General features: G+C 40.2%; 16 protein-coding genes. 6 read left to right on the top strand and 10 right to left on the bottom strand.

Translation table 11 applies throughout. The features are described from left to right. Positions 1–138 precede the first annotated feature (138 nt). The 8 genes from rlmB to ACMUMK_RS13890 all read right to left on the bottom strand — a co-directional run bounded on the left by rlmB (position 139) and on the right by ACMUMK_RS13890 (position 8,266). Positions 139–876, bottom strand: coding sequence for a 23S rRNA (guanosine(2251)-2'-O)-methyltransferase RlmB (gene rlmB, locus ACMUMK_RS13925; protein WP_414701751.1), 738 nt, complete (start codon positions 874–876; stop codon positions 139–141). Then, positions 876–3,290: a ribonuclease R gene (gene rnr, locus ACMUMK_RS13920; protein ID WP_414701750.1), complete on the bottom strand. Its 2,415-nt coding sequence runs from the start codon at positions 3,288–3,290 to the stop codon at positions 876–878. Before rnr ends, rlmB begins: the two co-directional genes overlap by 1 nt. Positions 3,291–3,436: 146 nt before the next feature. After that, a complete protein-coding gene (locus ACMUMK_RS13915) occupies positions 3,437–4,030 on the bottom strand; it encodes a tetratricopeptide repeat protein (protein WP_414701774.1) in 594 nt (197 codons plus the stop codon). Between the two features lie 134 nt (positions 4,031–4,164). Then, a complete protein-coding gene (locus ACMUMK_RS13910; RefSeq protein ID WP_414701749.1) occupies positions 4,165–4,401 on the bottom strand; it encodes a TIGR02647 family protein in 237 nt (78 codons plus the stop codon). Between the two features lie 176 nt (positions 4,402–4,577). Then, the gene (trmL, locus tag ACMUMK_RS13905; protein ID WP_414701748.1) at positions 4,578–5,042 is read right to left on the bottom strand and encodes a tRNA (uridine(34)/cytosine(34)/5-carboxymethylaminomethyluridine(34)-2'-O)-methyltransferase TrmL; all 465 of its coding nucleotides are present in this window, start codon (positions 5,040–5,042) and stop codon (positions 4,578–4,580) included. Positions 5,043–5,106: 64 nt separating this feature from the next. Next, positions 5,107–6,060, bottom strand: a complete 954-nt coding sequence (locus tag ACMUMK_RS13900; RefSeq protein WP_414701747.1) for an alpha/beta fold hydrolase — start codon at positions 6,058–6,060, stop codon at positions 5,107–5,109. Positions 6,061–6,158: 98 nt separating this feature from the next. After that, on the bottom strand, positions 6,159–7,574 hold the full coding sequence (locus tag ACMUMK_RS13895; RefSeq protein ID WP_414701746.1) for an ATP-binding protein: 1,416 nt from the start codon (positions 7,572–7,574) through the stop codon (positions 6,159–6,161). Then, positions 7,571–8,266: a response regulator gene (locus ACMUMK_RS13890; protein WP_414701745.1), complete on the bottom strand. Its 696-nt coding sequence runs from the start codon at positions 8,264–8,266 to the stop codon at positions 7,571–7,573. The genes ACMUMK_RS13895 and ACMUMK_RS13890 overlap by 4 nt, the downstream gene beginning before the upstream one ends. 179 nt (positions 8,267–8,445) lie before the next feature. Between ACMUMK_RS13890 and ACMUMK_RS13885 the strand changes: the two genes are divergently transcribed. The 3 genes from ACMUMK_RS13885 to ACMUMK_RS13875 all read left to right on the top strand — a co-directional run bounded on the left by ACMUMK_RS13885 (position 8,446) and on the right by ACMUMK_RS13875 (position 14,597). Beyond that, a complete protein-coding gene (locus ACMUMK_RS13885; RefSeq protein WP_414701744.1) occupies positions 8,446–9,270 on the top strand; it encodes a Spy/CpxP family protein refolding chaperone in 825 nt (274 codons plus the stop codon). A 178-nt stretch (positions 9,271–9,448) separates the two neighbouring features. After that, positions 9,449–11,317 carry a DUF885 domain-containing protein gene (locus ACMUMK_RS13880; RefSeq protein WP_414701743.1) on the top strand — a complete coding sequence of 623 codons (1,869 nt, stop codon included), beginning with the start codon at positions 9,449–9,451 and terminating at the stop codon, positions 11,315–11,317. Positions 11,318–11,390: 73 nt separating this feature from the next. Next, complete coding sequence (locus tag ACMUMK_RS13875) at positions 11,391–14,597, top strand: glycoside hydrolase family 15 protein (RefSeq protein WP_414701742.1); 3,207 nt, start codon at positions 11,391–11,393, stop codon at positions 14,595–14,597. Positions 14,598–14,695: 98 nt separating this feature from the next. Here ACMUMK_RS13875 and ACMUMK_RS13870 read toward each other — a convergent pair whose 3' ends face one another. Together ACMUMK_RS13870 and argE are read right to left on the bottom strand one after the other, a co-directional pair. Continuing rightward, on the bottom strand, positions 14,696–15,106 hold the full coding sequence (locus ACMUMK_RS13870; protein ID WP_414701741.1) for a methylglyoxal synthase: 411 nt from the start codon (positions 15,104–15,106) through the stop codon (positions 14,696–14,698). 70 nt (positions 15,107–15,176) lie between these two features. Next, positions 15,177–16,322: an acetylornithine deacetylase gene (gene argE / locus ACMUMK_RS13865; protein ID WP_414701740.1), complete on the bottom strand. Its 1,146-nt coding sequence runs from the start codon at positions 16,320–16,322 to the stop codon at positions 15,177–15,179. Positions 16,323–16,652: 330 nt separating this feature from the next. Between argE and argC the strand changes: the two genes are divergently transcribed. From argC to ACMUMK_RS13850, 3 genes are read left to right on the top strand one after another with little or no spacing between them, the layout of a single operon-like run. Beyond that, a complete protein-coding gene (argC, locus tag ACMUMK_RS13860) occupies positions 16,653–17,669 on the top strand; it encodes an N-acetyl-gamma-glutamyl-phosphate reductase (RefSeq protein ID WP_414701739.1) in 1,017 nt (338 codons plus the stop codon). Between the two features lie 2 nt (positions 17,670–17,671). After that, on the top strand, positions 17,672–18,466 hold the full coding sequence (gene argB / locus ACMUMK_RS13855; RefSeq protein WP_414701738.1) for an acetylglutamate kinase: 795 nt from the start codon (positions 17,672–17,674) through the stop codon (positions 18,464–18,466). Between the two features lie 28 nt (positions 18,467–18,494). Then, positions 18,495–19,424: an ornithine carbamoyltransferase gene (locus tag ACMUMK_RS13850; RefSeq protein WP_414701737.1), complete on the top strand. Its 930-nt coding sequence runs from the start codon at positions 18,495–18,497 to the stop codon at positions 19,422–19,424. Positions 19,425–19,462: the final 38 nt, after the last annotated feature.

Below are 19,462 nucleotides of genomic sequence, written 5' to 3'. Positions count from 1 at the left end.
GGGGGAATAGTGAAGGCTTGAAATCACTTTTTACTTAAGCAGAGGAGGGGTATTGGTTACTTGATAAACTTAATTATGCTTTATCAATAATCAGGTAAAGTGGCAGATATGCCACTTTATAATTGGTAATAAAAACAGCTAAGCTCTTTGCCTTACAATTTCATACAGACAGATCCCTGTTGCAACAGAAACATTTAAGCTAGAAACGGAGCCTGCCATTGGAAGTTTAATTAACTCATCACAATGCTCACGTGTTAAGCGGCGCATTCCTTTTCCTTCAGCTCCCATAACCAAAGCCATCGGACCGACAAGTTTACAGTCAAAAAGGCTGCTTTGTGCTTCGCCAGCTGTGCCTACAATCCAAACGCCAGCATCTTTTAAGTCCCTAAGTGTTCTGGCTAAGTTAGTTACTTGCACCAAAGGGATTACATCAGCTGCGCCACAAGCAACTTTTCGGACCACAGGAGTAAGAGCTGCGGACTTATCTTTAGGCACTACCACAGCATCGACACCTGCAGCATCTGCAGTGCGCAGGCAAGCGCCGAGGTTATGAGGGTCTGTGACACCATCTAGTATCAGTAATAAAGGCGTTTTAGAAGACTCAACAATCCTTGTTAAATCATTTTCATTAAACTGTTTAGCCGGTTTCACTTTCGCAACTACACCTTGATGCTGCCCGCCATCAACTTTGTCATCCAAGGTCTTTCTTTGGCAAAATTGCACTGATGCACCAAACTTTCTAGCTTGGTTGACAATTGAGTGAATACTTTTGTCATCACGTCCTTTTAGCACGAACAACTCAATTAACCTTTCGGGCTCTCTATTTAAAACCGACTCAAGGGCGTGAATGCCATATAACCACTCTTGTTGAGCCATTATTTATTCCTTTTTCTAGATGAACTTGCAGGTTTGTTACGAGAACCTTTTGTTTTACTGCTGGATCTCGATTTTCTGCCAGTCGGTTTTTTCGTAGGTTTCTTTTGAGCTGAAGGCTTAGCGTCTTCTTTAGGCTTACTTGCTGTTTTGTCTGAGCTTGAGGCCGTACTTTTACTGGTGCTTTTCTTACGGCGAGATGGTTTACGATTAGCGGAACGTTTGATGGCTTTACCATGTGCACCATCAAGTAAAAAGTCAATTTTACGTTCATCTAAATTTACAGATGCAACTTTCACTTCTACAGGATCGCCTAAACGATAAATAACCCCTGAACTCTCTCCAATAAGATACTGCTTTACCTCATCAAAACGGAAATAATCATTATCTAAAGACGTAATATGTACTAAGCCATCAATATGGAACTCTGTTAAACGAACAAAAAACCCGAAATTAGTGACAGATGCAATAACCCCTTCAAAGACATCGCCAACATGATCAAGCATAAACTCGCACTTCAACCAATCAGACACATCTCGAGTTGCGTCGTCTGCTCTACGTTCAGTCATAGAACATTGCTCACCTAATGCTTCAACTTCGTCTACTGAATATGTTTTTCCGCCTGATTTACTCTTCTTTTGGCTTTGCTTATCAACAATTGCCTTAAGGGCTCTATGAACGACCAAGTCTGGGTAGCGGCGAATTGGAGAAGTAAAGTGAGCATAGGCTTCTAATGCCAACCCAAAATGACCAATATTTTCATGGTCGTATACTGCTTGCTTCATTGAACGCAGCAACATAGTTTGAATTAGCTCTTGATCTGGGCGACCTTGAATTTTTTCAACTAGATCGGTGAAATCCTGAGGTGAGACCTCAGAACCAATTTTATGGGTGATCCCAACTTCAGCCAAATAAGATAGAAAAGAGCTTAAGCGATCAGGATCTGGCTCGTCATGAATTCTAAACAGCCCTTCAGCATTATTTTTCTCAAGGGTTTGAGCCGCTGAAACGTTTGCCAGAATCATACACTCTTCAATCAGCTTATGGGCATCATTGCGAGTAACAGGTACGATATTCTCTATTTTTCGTTGAGCATTAAATACAAATTTACTTTCTTGGGTTTCAAACTCAATTGCACCTCGCTTATTGCGTGTCCGCTTCAGCGCTCTGTACATATCATGAAGGTTTTTAAGATGGGGAACTTGCTCAGCATAACGCTTATGTAATTCAGGATCTCCCTGTAAGATACTCCATACCTTTGTGTAAGTTAAACGGGCATGAGAGTTCATAACAGCTTCATAAAATTTGTGCTGCAGTAACTGCCCAGATGAACTTATGGTCATCTCACAAACCATACATAAACGGTCGACTTCAGGATTAAGTGAACATAAACCGTTGGAAAGCACCTCAGGTAACATCGGAATAACTTGCTCAGGAAAATAAACAGAATTTCCCCGGTTTTGAGATTCGCTATCTAAAGCTGTTCCTGGGCGAACATAATAACTAACATCAGCAATAGCCACCCATAATTGCCATCCTCCATCATCAAGAGGCTCACAAAATACAGCATCATCAAAATCCCGAGCATCTTCACCATCTATGGTAACTAACGGTAACTGACTTAAATCAACTCTACCGTCTTTAGCTTCTTCAGGTACCTCTTCAGTTAAGCCTTTTATCTGTTTATCAACACCTTTAGGCCAATTATGGGGAATATCAAAGGTGCGTAGAGCCATATCTATTTCCATGCCTGGCGCCATATGCTCGCCTAGCACTTCAATAATCTTACCGATAGCATTTTCTCTTCGACGAGGCCTTTGGATAATTTCAACCACCACAATATGGCCCTGACGAGCGCCATTACTTTGCTCTTTAGGGATCATGATTTCATGATTTATTCGGCTATCGTCGGGTATGACAACACCCACATTATTTTCAAAAAAGTAACGCCCTACAATTGGCTCTGCACGAGGCTCAATGATTTTTGCAATACGAGCTTCCCGTCTGCCTCTATTATCTGTACCACTTTCTTTCGCTAAAACCACATCACCGTGTAATACAGCAGCCATTTGAGCATTATGAATAAATAAATCTTTTTCGCCATCTTCACGCTTTAAGAAGCCAAAACCATCTCTGTGTCCAATGACTCGCCCTTTGATCAACTCTTCAATTTTTAACTTGGCGTATTTTTTCTCTCGAGTAAACTCTACCTGACCTTCTCTTTCCATCGCTCTCAAACGACGTTGAATCCCAATCCTAGAATCTTCATCTTTTGCATCAAGTAATTGGCAAAAATCTAGGAAAGACAAAGCTCCCTTAGCTTTATCTAGGAGTGCAAGCAGATATTCTCGGCTCGCCACTGGGTTTTCGTATTTTTCTTTTTCCCGCTGATAATGGGGATCGTCTGAATGAGACAAATGGAAGGTCCGTTGATTTATAGTATGAATGGCTATTATAACGAGTTAAACAATTTAAAAAACAGTGCTTTCATATTTTATATCTTACTAAAAGACAAAATCTGACAAACCATTCCCGTTTGTTTACAAAAGCTAACCCAATAATTTTATGAATTTAATGGCCTTTTAGCTTTTCTAACAGCTTTAGGATGCATTAACTTCTCTAACCCTGTAATACACTTTGCAATTTTAGCATGGGTAGATTTGTCTGAAGTAATTGCATTGTACAACCAATGATATGCATCTTCGTAATCGTAGGGACTACCAAAGCCATCAATGAACAACTCAGCCAACTGAATTTGAGCCTTTAGATTACCCAAAGCAGATGCTTCACGAAGATATACTACAGCTCTTTCTTTGTCTTGCTGTACAAGTTTACCCAAAGAATAATAGCGCCCTAATTGTTCAAGACCAGCGGCCAAACCTTGTTCAGCAGCCTGATGCATAAACATAATACCTCTCTCGGCGTCTTCTTGAACACATACTCCCCAGGCTAGCATGTCTCCCCATAAAAACTGGTAAGCAGGTATTTTTAATGTTTCAGCTCGAGCTTGGATATCTTGAACAAGCTGGCAATCGTCTATCACCACGCGGCTAAGATGCTCATTTCTATTAATTAGTTGCAACAGCTCTTCTTGGGAATAAAGCTGAACTGCTTTAATATTTTCAGCGGCGGTTAGGTTGCCTATAAACAAAAGCATGGCAAAAATAGAGCATAACGGTTTTATTATGTGCATGATGACTTTTCTATATTTAAGCTAATGGTATTTTATCGGCAACATTTAGGTTTTTCTAAACTACAAAGTTAGATTTTCTTGGATAAGCAATCCAAGATCTATGTTGGGCTCATAGCTAGTTGCAAAACTTGTGCATGTTCAAATAAATCATGACCTAAATCAGTCAAGTAGCCACCATCGGGTTGTGTCACTATCCCTTTATCAAATAATCTCTGCGCCGCAGATACAATCTCTGGCTCCGCATCATGATGTATCTTTATACCTTGCATTAGACTTTTATTGGGAAATTTAAGTAGTAACGTGAGTTCAGTAACCATATCAGATGTAAATGTCATCGTGTTTCCTCTCATAATCAAACATTGAATAATATGTTTTCATTCACATTATCCGCTTATAAGATGATTAGGTGAGCTTAACTAGATAGGCAATTTCATTATTTTTATCTCAAACACCATATCATCTGACACCACGTTACCACCAAAATTAAGGTGGGATCCAGTTTTTGAGATAACTAAACTGCCCCACTAAAATTTAACTGCCGCCAACTTTCATAAACAAATACTGAGACTGCATTAGAGAGGTTCATACTGCGGCTTTCGGGTAGCATAGGAATACGCACTCTTTGCTCCGGCGGTAATGCTTGGATAACATCATCTGGAAGCCCTCTAGTTTCTGGCCCGAACAATAAGGCATCACCAATTTTATATTCTACTTCAGCAAAAAAGGCTTTGCCTTTTGTTGTACATGCAAAGAGTCTTTCAGGAGAGCGAGCTTCAATATACGCCTCTAGACTAGGATATTTTTTAACCTTGGCAAACTCATGGTAATCCAGCCCTGCCCTGCGAACTTTTTTATCATCCCAATCAAAGCCTAGCGGTTCAATTAAATGTAAAGCAAAACCAGTGTTAGCACATAATCTAATAATGTTACCTGTGTTAGGGGGAATTTCCGGTTGGTATAAAACAATATCAAGCATAAATTTGGCTCTTAAAAAATGATGGGGAATAGTAACAAAAACAGATTGGTTTATCTGTACTCGACTATTTAAAAAAAGTTAAGATCCTAGTCATAGTAGGGACTCTATATTTATCACTCTCTGCAAATAATTCATGCTTGGCATTTTCTACTCGCATAATTTCACTGTGTGGGATTTTCTTGGCCACTTTAAGCTGACGCTTGTTATCAACTACGCTATCGCCACCAGCTTGTATAACCAGTGCTGGAACGTTAAAAGTAGCGGCTTCGCGCTCTATTTTGTCCATAGCAATTAATGCTGCCTTTAGCCAACTACCTGTCACTCCACCAAGTTGTAATTCTGGCTGATTTTCATATTCCTGCCTAAAAATAGCGTACCTAATATCACTGTGGGTAAGCTCATTCTTTTCGAAAGGTTTACTAATGTAAGCCTTTTGTCCCCAAAAAAAGCGTACCTCTTTATAAATAAAACTATTTAGAGACAACAAAGCTTGTGAAAGCCAGTTAGGTAAAGAAGGACGAATTCCAAACATAGGAGCAGAAAACACCACCTTCTGAAAAAGCCCCGGATAACGAAGTACCAATAATGCGCCTATGGCACTGCCCATAGAGTGGCAAACTAAATGTGCTTTATGTTGACTGCGTTTTAACACCACAGTATCCATAAATGTTTTAAAATCACTTACATAATCTTCAAAGTCTTCTACATAGCCCATATGAGTGTTTTTTAACAACCGCCCTGACATTCCCTGCCCTCGGTGATCATGTATAAAAACAGAGTATCCATTTTGATAAAAATCATAAATCACCTCTTTATACTTAATAAAGGACTCAATTCTCCCCGACGAGATAACAATACTCCCAACAGCATTCGGGTGAATGGCATAGGCATAGGCAATTGGCACTTCATCTTTTCCAGCCAAGCTGGAAATGGTAATTGTCTCTCGCCAAAATGACTGAATATCACTGTGATACTTAGCCATTAAGTTCTTTTCATTACATAACCTAAATTGAGACATCCCACACCCTAATACTTAATTGACAAAGCGAACCACAACTTCTTTTTTTGCAAATTTACAACGAAAAACCCCAACTACTACCCACTAAAACACTCGCTTTACTCAATAGTTAAAGGGATGGATATCCTAACTAATAAGCCTCCATTTGGGCTATTTTCAGCACGCATATTGCCACCATGCTTTTTGACAGCTTGGGAGGCAATGGCTAACCCTAAGCCTACCCCACCACTGTCTCTATCTCGAGCTGTTGACTCACGGTAAAAGGCATCGAATATTTTAGTGAGTTGCTGCTCCGGTATTCCTTTACCATCATCTAATATATTCCAGGTTAACATTCCTTGGCTCAGCATAACCCGAACATCTATGTTACTAGCTCCATAATGAATGGCATTTCTTAAGACGTTTTCAACTGCACTGCTTAATAACTGAGGATCAGCCTGAAAAGTCACATTCTCTGTAAACTCATAATTCACGCTCTTACCTTTTTGTTCCGCTTCAAATTGCGCATCAGCAATAATAGGTGTCATCACGTCTGTTAAATTAATGGTTTGTATATTTTGAATGGGCTGTTGATTATCTAGCTTAGACAAGGTCAATACTTGACTAATCATACTTTCGATTTGTAAAGCCTCTTTTTCTATTCTGTCTAAAGCGACTAACATATCCCCAGACACTTCAGATTCGCTTTGTTGCTGCGCAATGCCAATTGACAATTGCAACCGAGTTAACGGAGATCTTAATTCATGAGAAATATCGGCTAACAACCTTTTTTGCCCTTGGAGCAGCTGCTCTACCTGCTCTGACATATGATTAAAGTCCCTCCCCAATTGACCAATTTCATCTAAGCGATCACTCACCGAGGAAACTCGGACGCTCAAATCCCCACCAGCCATTTTTTTAGAGGCATCTTGTAACTGGATAATTGGCTTTAATAGAGAATGCACAAATAAGTAACACAAGCCACCGCTAAGCATAATCAACAGACCAATAAATAAACCAGGATATTGATGACGAACTACCCTAAGTGTTCCCCCTGGCCTTGGAGTGGCGACAAATAAAGAGAATTCTTTGTCGCCCACATTCACGCTGCTTGCTCCCCAATAAGCCATACCATCAGCCCAAATAGCCAATGATTTATGTTGCGCTTCAAATAACTTTACCGTATCCACTGAGGCGTAATTACGTCTGTTGTTATCAAAAATGATAGTTTTATCAGCAAGATTAAACATGACTAAATTAACACGGGCTCGTTTGCTAACCTGTGCTAAGGCGTCTTGCAATAACTGCTCATCATCTAATCTATGTAACCTGTCTATTTGTTTTTGAACCTTGCGGGTTATATTCCCTAATTCTTTTCTCTGTTCGGGGTTTAGTGGCCGATACTTAACCTCGGAGTCAAGTTGCTTAACTAGCCAAATGGAACTTATAAAAATTAAAAAGGTGGCTAACCAAAACCACAGAAACATTTTTGCAAACAAGCTTTTTGCAGGATTGAAACGCCTAAAAAAACTCATGATTCCACCAAATACAAATAGCCAGCCCCTCTATGGGTTTTGATTTTTTCAGTAGGGTTAAATTCAGCAAGTTTTTTGCGTAAATTACTTACATGCATATCTATACTTCTGTCAAAAGCGGCTAATTTACGCCCTAGTACTTTTTCGCTGATATCGTTTTTGCTCACTAGGATTCCGTGATTTAACATAAGCAGATGCAAGATAGAGTACTCCGTGCCCGTTAACTCTAATAAGTGGCCATTACAGTGAACTTGTTGAGAAGGTGGTGACAACTCTACATCCCCTAAAACTAAATTTTGCTGAACACTGGTAGCCGGTAATAATCCCATACGACGAACTAAAGCCTTTATTCTTGCTGAGAGCTCTCTATGATTAAACGGTTTAGCAAGATAATCATCTGCGCCCATCTCTAGTCCGAGGATTTTATCGAGGTCATCTCCCTTAGCCGTTAACATTAAAACCGGTGTAAAATGACTTACTCGAAGTTTCTTCAATACTTCAAAGCCATCTAGTTTAGGTAACATGACATCAAGTATAATTAAATCATAATGCTTACCTGATGTTGCTTGAGTAATACCAGACTCACCATCATGCACAATATCAATATCGTAACCCTGTGGTTTTAGGTACTGAGATAGAAGATCAGTTAACTCGATATCGTCATCGATTAGTAAAAGTTGTTTGTTACTCATTTGCCACCTTTTAATTTTAAATGCACATCCAGGGGTACTTGGTAAGCTATTATACAGTAGGCGGAATAATGCCACGCCCCACCTTTACAAAAGCTTTACATTCCCTTTGCGTTTCTTTGCATTGCAATCGCTACACTGTCCCTACTGAAATTAACCAACCGTAAAAAAGGAATATCCTTATGTTAAAGCTTAAAACATTGCTAACTCCAATCGCAGTTTCACTAGCACTGGTTATAACTACCCCAGCGTTTGCTAATAAAGACCGAGGCCATCAACGTGATGGTATGCGTCATATACTATCGCAGCTTTCTTTAACTGATGCTCAAAAACAAGACATCAAAGAAATAAGAAAACAAGGTCGCTTAGATAAAGAGGCATATCAAGAAGGAGGTTCGTCATTTTTCTCTGAACTGCAACCTTTAATTCAAGCTACTGAATGGGACCAAACGCAAGTTGAGATCAGCTTGGCACAACATCAAGCTGCCATATCTGAAAAAATGTTGCACCGTGCTGAACAGAAAAACCAAGTATGGAATACACTAACTGAAGCCCAGCAAGCTGAGTTTTCAGCATTGGTAACAGAAAAACAAGCAGAGAGAGATGCCAAACGGGAAGAATCCCAAGACCATAAAAAAGGGAAAAAAAGAGGCAAAGCTCGCATGTTTAGAGGCTTAGATTTAACAGATACTCAAAAAGCCGACATCAAAGCCGTCAGAGAGCAAGCTAAAGCAACAGAAGCTGCTTTAAAAGACAGCTTAAAAGAGTTTAAAAAATCAGAGCGTGCACTAGTTAACAGCACTGACTTTACGGCAGAAAAATGGCAGGCATTAAGTAGTCAGTATCAAGATGACTTCTTAGCGTTGGCGGTTTCTAAAGCAAAAGTAAATCATGATGTTTGGAACTTACTTACTGTTGAACAACAACAAAAAATGAGTGAGAAAATAGAGAAAATGAAAAGTCGTAAGCATCACGGAAAAAAACAAAAGAAACAACAAACTGTTTAATTTATTAAGGTCCCTTAAAATTTATAAATCTAGTTTGTAAGTAACTTGTAAAAAAGCGCCTGTCGGCGCTTTTTTAGTCTTATTCTCAACATACTTACATTTCATTCAAAACACTTTTGTTTTATCCTCGAGCACAATAGAACACCAGTAATTTATTTATCTGGCGCCAAGGATCATAATGAAAAAAACACTAAGTATAATACTACTACTTGCACTAACTGCATGTGAGCACACCTCTTCTTCTCCTAAAACCTTAAGCTCTAATCAGCTTGATATAAACCAGCAAGCTTCTCCTTCAGAGACGGAAAAACTTAATCAATGGTTTTCTGAAAAGTACCAAGAAAAACTCCTAAGATCTCCCATTACATTAACCAGACTTGGAAGAAAGGAGAGATACGGTGAGTTTGATGACTTTAGTGAGGCTGCCGAAGACAAAGAGTTAATGTGGTTGGCTCAAAGTGTGGCAGAGCTCAAACAAAATGTGGACTATGAGCTTTTAACAGATGATGCCAAAGTATCCTATGATATTTGGGTTTATCAATATGAAGCAGCCAAGGCGCTAGCCCCATACAAACATCAAAAGTACATTTTCACACAAATGCTTGGTGCTCATACAAGCCTACCTAACTTTCTAATAAACTTTCATAAAGTAGATGATTTATCAGATATGCAAGCCTATATAAAAAGAATAGGAAGCTTATCTACTGCTATCAATCAATTATTGGCAAGAGCAAAACTGCATGCAGACGAAGGCGTCCGCCCGCCTTATTTTTCTTATGACGCTATTATTGCACAGTCTAGTAATCTAGTGACTGGCGCGCCATTTGATAAATCAGATGTCGACTCTCCCATTCTATCCGATGCCAAAAAGAAAATAAGTGCATTGGTTGTAGCCAACACCATAACAACAGACCAAGCCAAGGAGTTAGAAGCTAAGGTTTTAACAGCACTGAAAACTCAATTTCAACCAAGTTACCAGAGCCTAATAACCTGGTTTACACATGACAAAGCAAATGTATCAGATCAAGCCCAAGGCGCAGGCGCCCTGCCAAATGGCAAAGCCTTTTACGATGCTATGTTACGCAATGCCACAACCACCGACTTAAATGCTAATGAAATTCATGAAATTGGCTTAGCTGAAGTCGCAAGGCTCCTAGGATTAATGGAAAATATAAAACGCCAAGTAAAGTTTACCGGAAGCCTTCAAGAGTTTTTTGCCTTTATTAAAAGTGATGTGACTAATCAAGAATTTTACTACCCTAATACCGACGCAGGTCGGCAAGGTTATTTAGATGATTCAACGGCTTACCTTGAGTATATTCACAGCAAACTGCCAGATTATTTTGGAATTTTACCAAAAGCAGATTTAGTCGTTAAAAGAGTAGAGGCTTTCCGAGAGCAAGCTGGTGCACCGCAACACTACAACCCGGGCACACCTGATGGCTCACGCGACGGTGTCTACTACGCGCATCTGTCCGATATGACCGCCATGCCCAAAAATGAAATGGAAGCCATTGCTTACCACGAAGGTAATCCAGGGCATCATATGCAAATATCTATCGCTCAAGAACTACAAGGTATACCAGAATTTCGCACCCAAGCTTTCTTTACCGCTTACATAGAAGGCTGGGCACTTTATGCTGAGTTGCTCGCACTAGAAATGGGTGCCTATAATTCACCTTATACTGACTTTGGCCGCTTAGTGACAGAGATGTGGCGTGCTATTCGGCTTGTGGTGGATACAGGAATACACTCAAAAGGTTGGACAGAGCAGCAAGCCATTGATTACTTCAAGCAAAATTCACCCATCTCTGAGGGAGCAATACTCGCCGAGGTAAGACGGTATTTTGCATGGCCAAGCCAAGCTACCGCATACAAAGTTGGCATGTTAAAAATTCTAGAACTTAGAGAAAAAGCTAAGTTAGCCTTAGGCGATAAGTTCGATATAAAGGAATTTCACGATACAGTGTTAGGTGGCGGTGCGGTACCTTTAAATGTATTAGAGCAAATGGTAGATAGCTGGATAGCCTCAACGTTAACCAAGTAAACCCGCAATAGAATGACAAAGCAATTAGCGTAAAAATAATACTAGCCTGAAGATTCGGCAAACTGGAGATTTTATGGAAGACATTCAACTGCGTACTAAACTGGATGAGTATTATCATCAAGTCAAGCAAGTAATATTAAACAAACAGCACCCTATTTCTGGCCTTTTGCCAGCAAGTACAGCAGTGACGGTACATGGTAATTATCAAGATGCCTGGGTACGTGACAATGTTTACAGTATTTTAGCTGTATGGGGCTTAGCACTTGCTTATCGCAATATTGATGACGACAACGGCAGAGGGTACGAGCTCCAGCAGCGCACAGTGAAATTGATGCGAGCTTTGCTACGTTCCATGATGGCGCAATCCAATAAAATTGAAAAATTCAAAAAAAGCCGCGCTCCAATAGATTCTTTACACGCTAAGTACGACACAGCAACAGGTGAGCCAGTTGTAGGTGATGACGAATGGGGCCATTTGCAAATTGATGCCACCTCAGTATTTTTACTCACCATGACCCAAATGATTGCTTCTGGTCTCGATCTAATCTGGTCAGAAGAAGAGGTTAACTTTGTACAAAACTTGGTGTACTACATAGAAAGAGCTTACCGCACCCCAGATTTTGGTATTTGGGAGCGAGGAGCTAAAACAAACAGTGGCAATGTAGAACTCAATGCAAGCTCGCTGGGGATGGCAAAAGCCGCGTTAGAGGCACTATCAGGGTTTAATCTTTATGGTACCAAAGGCGCCCAATCTAGTGTTATTCATGTTGTCCCCGACAACATTGCTCAAGCTAATATTACCTTATCAGCCATGTTACCTAGAGAGTCGAACTCAAAGGAAACAGACGCAGCGTTACTTAGCGTTATCGGATATCCAGCCTTTGCTGTCAAAGACAAAGAGCTACTACAAAAAGTTCGTGACGATATAGTCAACAAACTTGAAGGTAATTATGGACTTAAACGATTTCTTCGTGACGGCCACCAAACCGCAATTGAAGATGAAGGCCGTTTACATTATGAAGAGCAAGAGCTAAAACAATTCGAACACATAGAGTCAGAGTGGCCGCTCTTCTATACCTATTTGTATTTAGACGCTATTTTTCGAGATGATAAAGAAAAAGTAGCTTATTACCGTGAGCGCCTCAATACAGTATTAGTTGAGCAAGACGGACAGCAGCTACTGCCAGAACTTTATTTTGTCCCTGAAGAAAATATAGAGCAAGAACGTGCAAATCCTGGCTCTCAACCACGAGAACCCAACGATAATGTACCCTTAGTTTGGGCTCAAAGTTTATTCTTACTAGGTGCAATGTTAGAGGATAATTTACTTCGTAGAGGTGACTTAGACCCGCTTGGAAGACGTCATCTTAAGCAAGCTAAAAAACCAACTGTGCAAATAGTACTTTTAGCCGAAGATGTAGTTTTGCAACAAGAGCTTGCCACTTATGGTGTCGCTACACAAACCCTAGACGATATATCTCCTGTTAAAGTTTATCTCCCTGAACACATTGCCAAAGTGCATGGTCAAATAGGTTTATGCCCGCCACTTGGCTTAACTGGACGCCATGAACGCAGCTTAAAAAGCTTAACAACAAGCCGAGTTTACATGATGGCTAAGCAGCAAGCTGTGTGCCTTACGCCTTCGTTTTTGCAGCAAGAGCACTTTCTTAGTTACGACATTGACTTTTTAGTAGGTCACTTTAAGTCGGAGTTAAACTACTTACACAGAAATTGGACCGAGCTAGGCCGGCCTACTGTCACAGTATTGCTGACTCACAATCTTTTAGAAACCAACAGAGATAGTTTTTATACACTTATAAAACAAATAGATAGCGGTGAAGTAGATGGCATTCCTGTGCGTCATCAACATATGGCTCAACTACTTAACACAGCAACCGTTGAGTACATTGAAAACATTCATGATCTTAATTTACCTGAGTCGCCACTAGCAGACCTATTATATCGCCCTTGCATGTTGCCACTTGAGGGAGAACATCAACCTCTTCTGCAAAGCACAGAACTAGAAATTGCCCTTGAAACAAATATTGCAGCCCTTACTAGCCAATTAGCTGGCGCGAGTAACTTGTATCATCAAATAGCTCTGCTGACCCAGTTAGTCGCATTAACTTCTATCAACCATGATATTGAACTAGATGGGAAAAAACGTAAGTTATATGAACTCATAGAAGAGGTACATGCCCATGCTGGCCGTTTAAGGCTATGGTCAGTGTTACGTCAAGCTACTGGTTTACAAGGTAAGAACGTTGGCGAGATAGATCTAGCAGTCGGCGATCTACTAGTAGCACAAAAATTTATACAAGTAGGTCGTTCATATCATGATGACTCAATTATCACTCGACCACTAAGTGATGATGAGTTACTCGATAGAATCAAAAAATACTGCCGTGAAGATGTTCGAGACCAAGTTTTAACCCAAGAAGTATTGCTATATCTTGGTCTTTTAATCAAATCTCGCCCTGAGTTATTCAGCGAACTATTAACACTTAGAGTCAGTCAGCTCATTATCTTACTAACAAGCCAAATTGTCAGAACTGAAAAAGTCACGGCAGACCAAGCTTATGAAACCTTAATGAACCAGTCACCTTGTGACATTCAATCTAGACTGGAGTCTGTACTTGAAGACTTCCAAATCTTGGCAGACTTACCTCAAAAAATGGAAACGCTTCATGCTCAAGGTAATAGTCAATCTTTAAATTGGAAACAAAATTTAGGGCTAGATGAATTAGCCGTTCCAGAAGAAGGATGGTTAGCTTGGAGACAACATCAAGGTATTATTGACCGCCGTTCGAGCCAGTTTTTGGCAAAAATTTGGAAAATTTTGCACCACACCAGTGGCTTAGTTATCGGTAACAAGTTAGATAAACGTAACCGGATATCCAGCAGTATAGTATTAAGTGATATGACAGAGGGCGAACAAGCTTTTGCCTTACTAATAGAACACATGCTTAACAACATACAGGCCGCTGAATATCGACAGCTAACCATTGAGGCGCTGGAAGCTTTAGCAAGCTTTTTTGAACAAAATCCAAGTTTGAAAATTGATGAAGCCATAGTAATAGACGTAACCATCGGTCATGCTGTTAACCTAGCTCATATAGACAAATACCCAGACCACCAAGCTAACTATGATGAGCATAAGACACAAGCATGGGAGGAGTTCTATGCTCAAGCCCCGTCAAAAAGCACTAGCTTTATCATTTCGGCCTTAAGTCACCTATTAACTGTTCGTCCTAACGAAGCAGCTGCAATAAGTAGCTAATGAAAATAGGCTACTTATAAACAAACCTGGCTTATGGCCAGGCTTGTTTATTTAGCAACTGAGTTCACTTAGCTAAAATTTAAGAGGACTAATGCGCACTATAAATCCGGAATATCTCTGTGGTAAGTAGAGCCTTCAACGAAAAATGGTGAAGTAATTAACATGTCAGCGGTGGCCATATTACAAGCAACAGGCAGGTTCCATACTGAACATAAACGCAAAAGGGCTTTTACATCTGGATCGTGAGGTGCTGGGTTTAATGGATCCCAGAAAAAGATTAGGCAATCTAGTTTTCTCTCAGCGATTAACGCGCCAATTTGCTGATCACCACCGAGTGGGCCACTCTTAAAACAGTGAATATCTAAATTCAACTCTTTTTGTAACAGGCCTCCAGTGGTTCCCGTTGCCACCAACTTATGTTTACTCAACTCTTCTTTATGGGCCAAAGCCCACTTGATTAAATCTGGTTTCTTGTGGTCATGGGCGACCAAAGCAATGGTTTTTTGCATCGATTTCTAAGCCTTACATTTTAGGTTTGTAAAAAAGGGTAACAAGATAAAAGCATTAAACCTACAGTTTTTAAAAACACACCTTACCTATCATTTGCTGCAGTATAGTTACTGTAGGGTTAACATAGTCTAAAGATATAAATTCATCTGGCTGATGAGCTTGTTCAATACTTCCGGGCCCTAACACAATAGTGTCGCATCCAAGCTGGTTAATAAAAGGGGCTTCTGTAGCGTAATTTGCACTTTGATATTTTTTACCGGTTAATCGCTCAGCTAAAGCTAAAATGTTTTGTTCGTCCCTACAGGCAAAAGCTGGCGCACTAGGGTACATCAAATCCAAACTCAAACGATTAGGGTATTTAGAGAACACTGGCGCTAATGCTTCGTCTATTAAAGCCAATGCTTGCTCGTCAGGTAAAGCTGGAACAGCACGCAAATCAAAATTAAGGCTACAATGTCCACAAATACGGTTCTCGCTGTCTCCTCCATGTATATGGCCTAAATTCATAGTGACATGGGGCACTGAAAAACTATCATCATGATACTTAGCTCTAAGCTTTGTCTGTAAGTCCATCAATTGGCCAATCGCCTGATACATAATTTCTACTGCATTCAGTCCCTTATCTGGGTCGCTTGAATGACCAGATTTACCCTGTATTTTAAGGCTTTGTGCAATGTGACCTTTATGTTTATATATAGGAACCAGCTCTGTTGGCTCGCCAATAATCGCCATGTCCGGTTTAATTAATTGTTGCTGGGCAAAAAACCTAGCGCCCGCCATGGACGTTTCCTCATCAGCAGTGGCTAAGACATACAGCGGCTTTTGTAACTTTTGCAGGGGTAAGGTTTTTAATGCTTCTAAAATAAAGGCAAAAAAACCTTTCATATCGCAGCTACCTAAACCAAACAATTTGTTATCTTTTTGTTTCATATCAAAAGGATCTGTTTGCCACCTCCCCTCATCAAAAGGCACAGTATCAGAGTGACCTGACAACAATAAGCCACCTTCACCACTACCTAACTTGGCAAGCATGTTAAATTTATTTCGGCTATCAGGAACTTTTTGAATAGTTATTTCAAATCCAAAATCCCTAAACCAGCCTGCTAACAATTCAATTAGTGGTTTATTAGTCTGATCCATTTTTTCATCAAAGGCACTGATAGAAGGGACTTTAATAATAGATTGATAGTGTTCTATGAAAGATAAATTTGGCATAACCACCCACTTAAATAATTATTCACTATTATTGCATAACTATACAATACATGGCATTCTACGCCTATTATAGATTGGTATAGAACACAGATTTAATGTTACTAGTGTCAGTACCTTAACTTATTTTGGTAACGTAACGAATATGCACATCCTAATTTCTATTTACACTTCCCTGCCTAGCTTCGCCAATATTTTGTTTCGACGATAGCCGAAATTGTGGCGTCTAGCTCACTCTTTACTTTAAACTGTTATGTTTTGGTAAAGAGTGATTTTTCTTTTTCCCCTTTTTAAGCAAGTACAACTCTAAGTAGAGTTGATAGAGAGTTTCTAATGTTGAAAACCTGTATTATTGGAGCCAGTGGTTATACTGGCGCTGAATTAGCCGCTATTGTAGACCAGCATCAAAATTTTGAGCTCGCCGGTTTATATGTATCTAGCCATAGTGCTGATGCGGGTAAAACCTTAGGAGAGTTACATCCTAAGTTATTTAATCAAATTACTTTAACCTTACAGCCTATTGATGAGACTAAGCTCTGTGAGCTAGCTGCTGACTTTGACTTGATTTTTCTTGCAACCCCCCATGAAGCCAGCCACAAATGGATGCCAGAACTTACAGGTAAAAAAGCAGTTGTGATGGACTTATCAGGGGCTTTTCGAATTAAAGATAAACAGGTTTTTGCTGATTTTTATGGCTTTGAACATACAGCCGAGAGCTTATTAGATGAAGCTGTTTATGGATTAGCTGATTGGCACCAAGCGCAAATTAGTAAGGCGAATTTGGTGGCAGTACCCGGCTGTTATCCAACAGCTTCCTTAACTGCTCTTAAGCCATTGCAGCAGGCGCAACTCATTGAAGATGGCCACCTTCCTATCATCAATGCTACGTCTGGTGTCTCAGGTGCAGGACGTAAAGCCTCCTTAACTAGCAGTTTTAATGAAGTGAGTTTACAAGCTTACGGCGTACTAGGCCACAGACACCAGCCTGAAATAACTGACTACCTTGGTACACCTGTAATTTTCACCCCCCACCTTGGTAATTTTAAACGTGGGATATTAGCCACAATTTGTGTCAAGACTCCGACAGGCACAACACCAGCCCAAGTAAATGAAGCCTATCAGTCAGCCTATAGCGGTTCATCCATAGTAAGGCTTAGGAATACTTGGCCTAAAGTGGATGATGTGACTCATACCCCTCATTGTGATTTATTTTGGAAACTAGATGAAAAAACAGGGTATTTAATTGTCACTAGTGCAATTGACAACCTTTTAAAGGGTGCTGCTTCACAGGCGATGCAATGTGCTAATTTACGCTTTGGATTCGAATCTCACTTAGGGCTGGTAAATTAATCATGTCAGACAAACAAAAGTTAGTTATTAAAGTGGGAGGGGCATTTATGCAAGCCCCTGAAATCGCAATACAGCTATTAAATACCATTTCCAAATTACAAAGCTCTTACCAAGTAGTTTTAGTTCATGGTGGTGGCACTATGGTTGAAGAACTATTAAGTGCCCTTAGCTTAACCAGTCAAAAAATAGACGGCTTACGGGTTACCCCAAAAGAGCATATGCCTTACATAACAGGCGCATTAGCAGGAACAGCAAATAAACAGCTTTGCGGCCTAGCCATACGCGCTGGTATAACTCCTGTAGGACTGAGCCTAGCCGATGGTAATATGTGTAACACCACAGTGTTACGAGAAGAGCTTGGTTCAGTGGGTACAGTTGAAGCTTCCCAAAGCACTCTTTTAGATGCACTCGCTGATACAGGTATGCTTCCTATTATCAGCTCAATTGGCGCTGACACCTCAGGTAACCTGCTTAATGTCAATGCAGACCAAGCAGCCACTGTTATCGCTCAGCTTCTTAATGCCCAACTGTTACTCTTGTCAGATGTACCTGGCGTACTTGATGCGGAAAAATCTTTAATTGAGCAGTTAGATCAAGAAAAAATCGAACAGCTAATTGAAGAAAACGTTATCCGAGATGGTATGATTGTAAAAGTACAAGCTGCACTAACCGCGGCGACAAGCTTAGGCCGAAGTGTGACTATCGCAAGTTGGAAAAATTCAGAAAAACTACTCGGGCTGTTGCAACAACAAGCAATTGGAAGCAAAATTTCGCCCTCAACAAAAACAACGCACTAAATTCGCAGTAAATATACAAGGTATGATCATGAAAAAAGATCTTCTCTCATTTAAAGATTGGAGCGCAGAGCAATTAACCGCATTGCTTGAATTAGCGAAAACCATAAAAAGCAACCCTAGTGCGTATCGTAATGCGTTAGACGGATTATCTGTTGTCGCATTATTTGAGAAACCTTCACTGCGAACCCGAGTTAGCTTTGATATAGGTATCAATAAGTTGGGAGGGCATTTAGTCTACCTCGACAGCCAGTCAAATAAATTGGCAGGACGTGAAGATGTAAAAGATATGGGAGCTAATTTAGCCTGTTGGGCTGATGCTATTGTGGCCAGAGTGTTTGCTCATAGCACCCTTGAAGAATTAGCCGAATCAGCAAAAGTACCTGTTATTAATGCCTTATGTGACATGTACCACCCTTGTCAGGCAGTTGCTGACTACTTAACTATTAGCGAGCACTATGACGATCTTAGTAAAGTAAAACTTGCATACATAGGTGATGGAAATAACGTCACACATTCTTTAATGTTAGTGGGTGTCGCTTTAGGGTGCGAAGTTATAGTCATTACCCCTAAAGGTCACGAGGTTGACCCACAGATAACCAGTATCACAGAAAAGCGTGCTGCTGAGTTTGGTGGCAAGTTAACTGTAAGTAACGATATTGACGCCGCTATTGGCGCTCACGTGTTATACACAGACACTTGGCTATCTATGGGTGATGATACGCCTCTAGCTGATATTAAAGATACCTTTGCAGGATATGAAATAGACGAAGCGCTAATGAAAAAGACAGGTGCTGATTATGTCCTACATTGCCAGCCAGCGCATAGAGACTTAGAAATAAGCGGAAGCTTGATTGACTCAAAACAATCTTTATTATTCCAACAAGCTGAAAATCGCATGCATGGTCAAAATGCAATTTTAGTGGAATTGTTAGCAAAAGACTTTAAACCGAATTCGTAAATAGCAAACTCACTCTAGTTTGCAAAAAACAAAATAGT

The sequence above is a fragment of the Paraglaciecola sp. 2405UD69-4 genome (assembly GCF_047525415.1).
In the GTDB taxonomy this organism is placed as follows: domain Bacteria; phylum Pseudomonadota; class Gammaproteobacteria; order Enterobacterales; family Alteromonadaceae; genus Paraglaciecola.
Note: the sequence above shows the minus strand (reverse complement) of the source record. Positions and strands in the feature narration are given on the sequence as shown.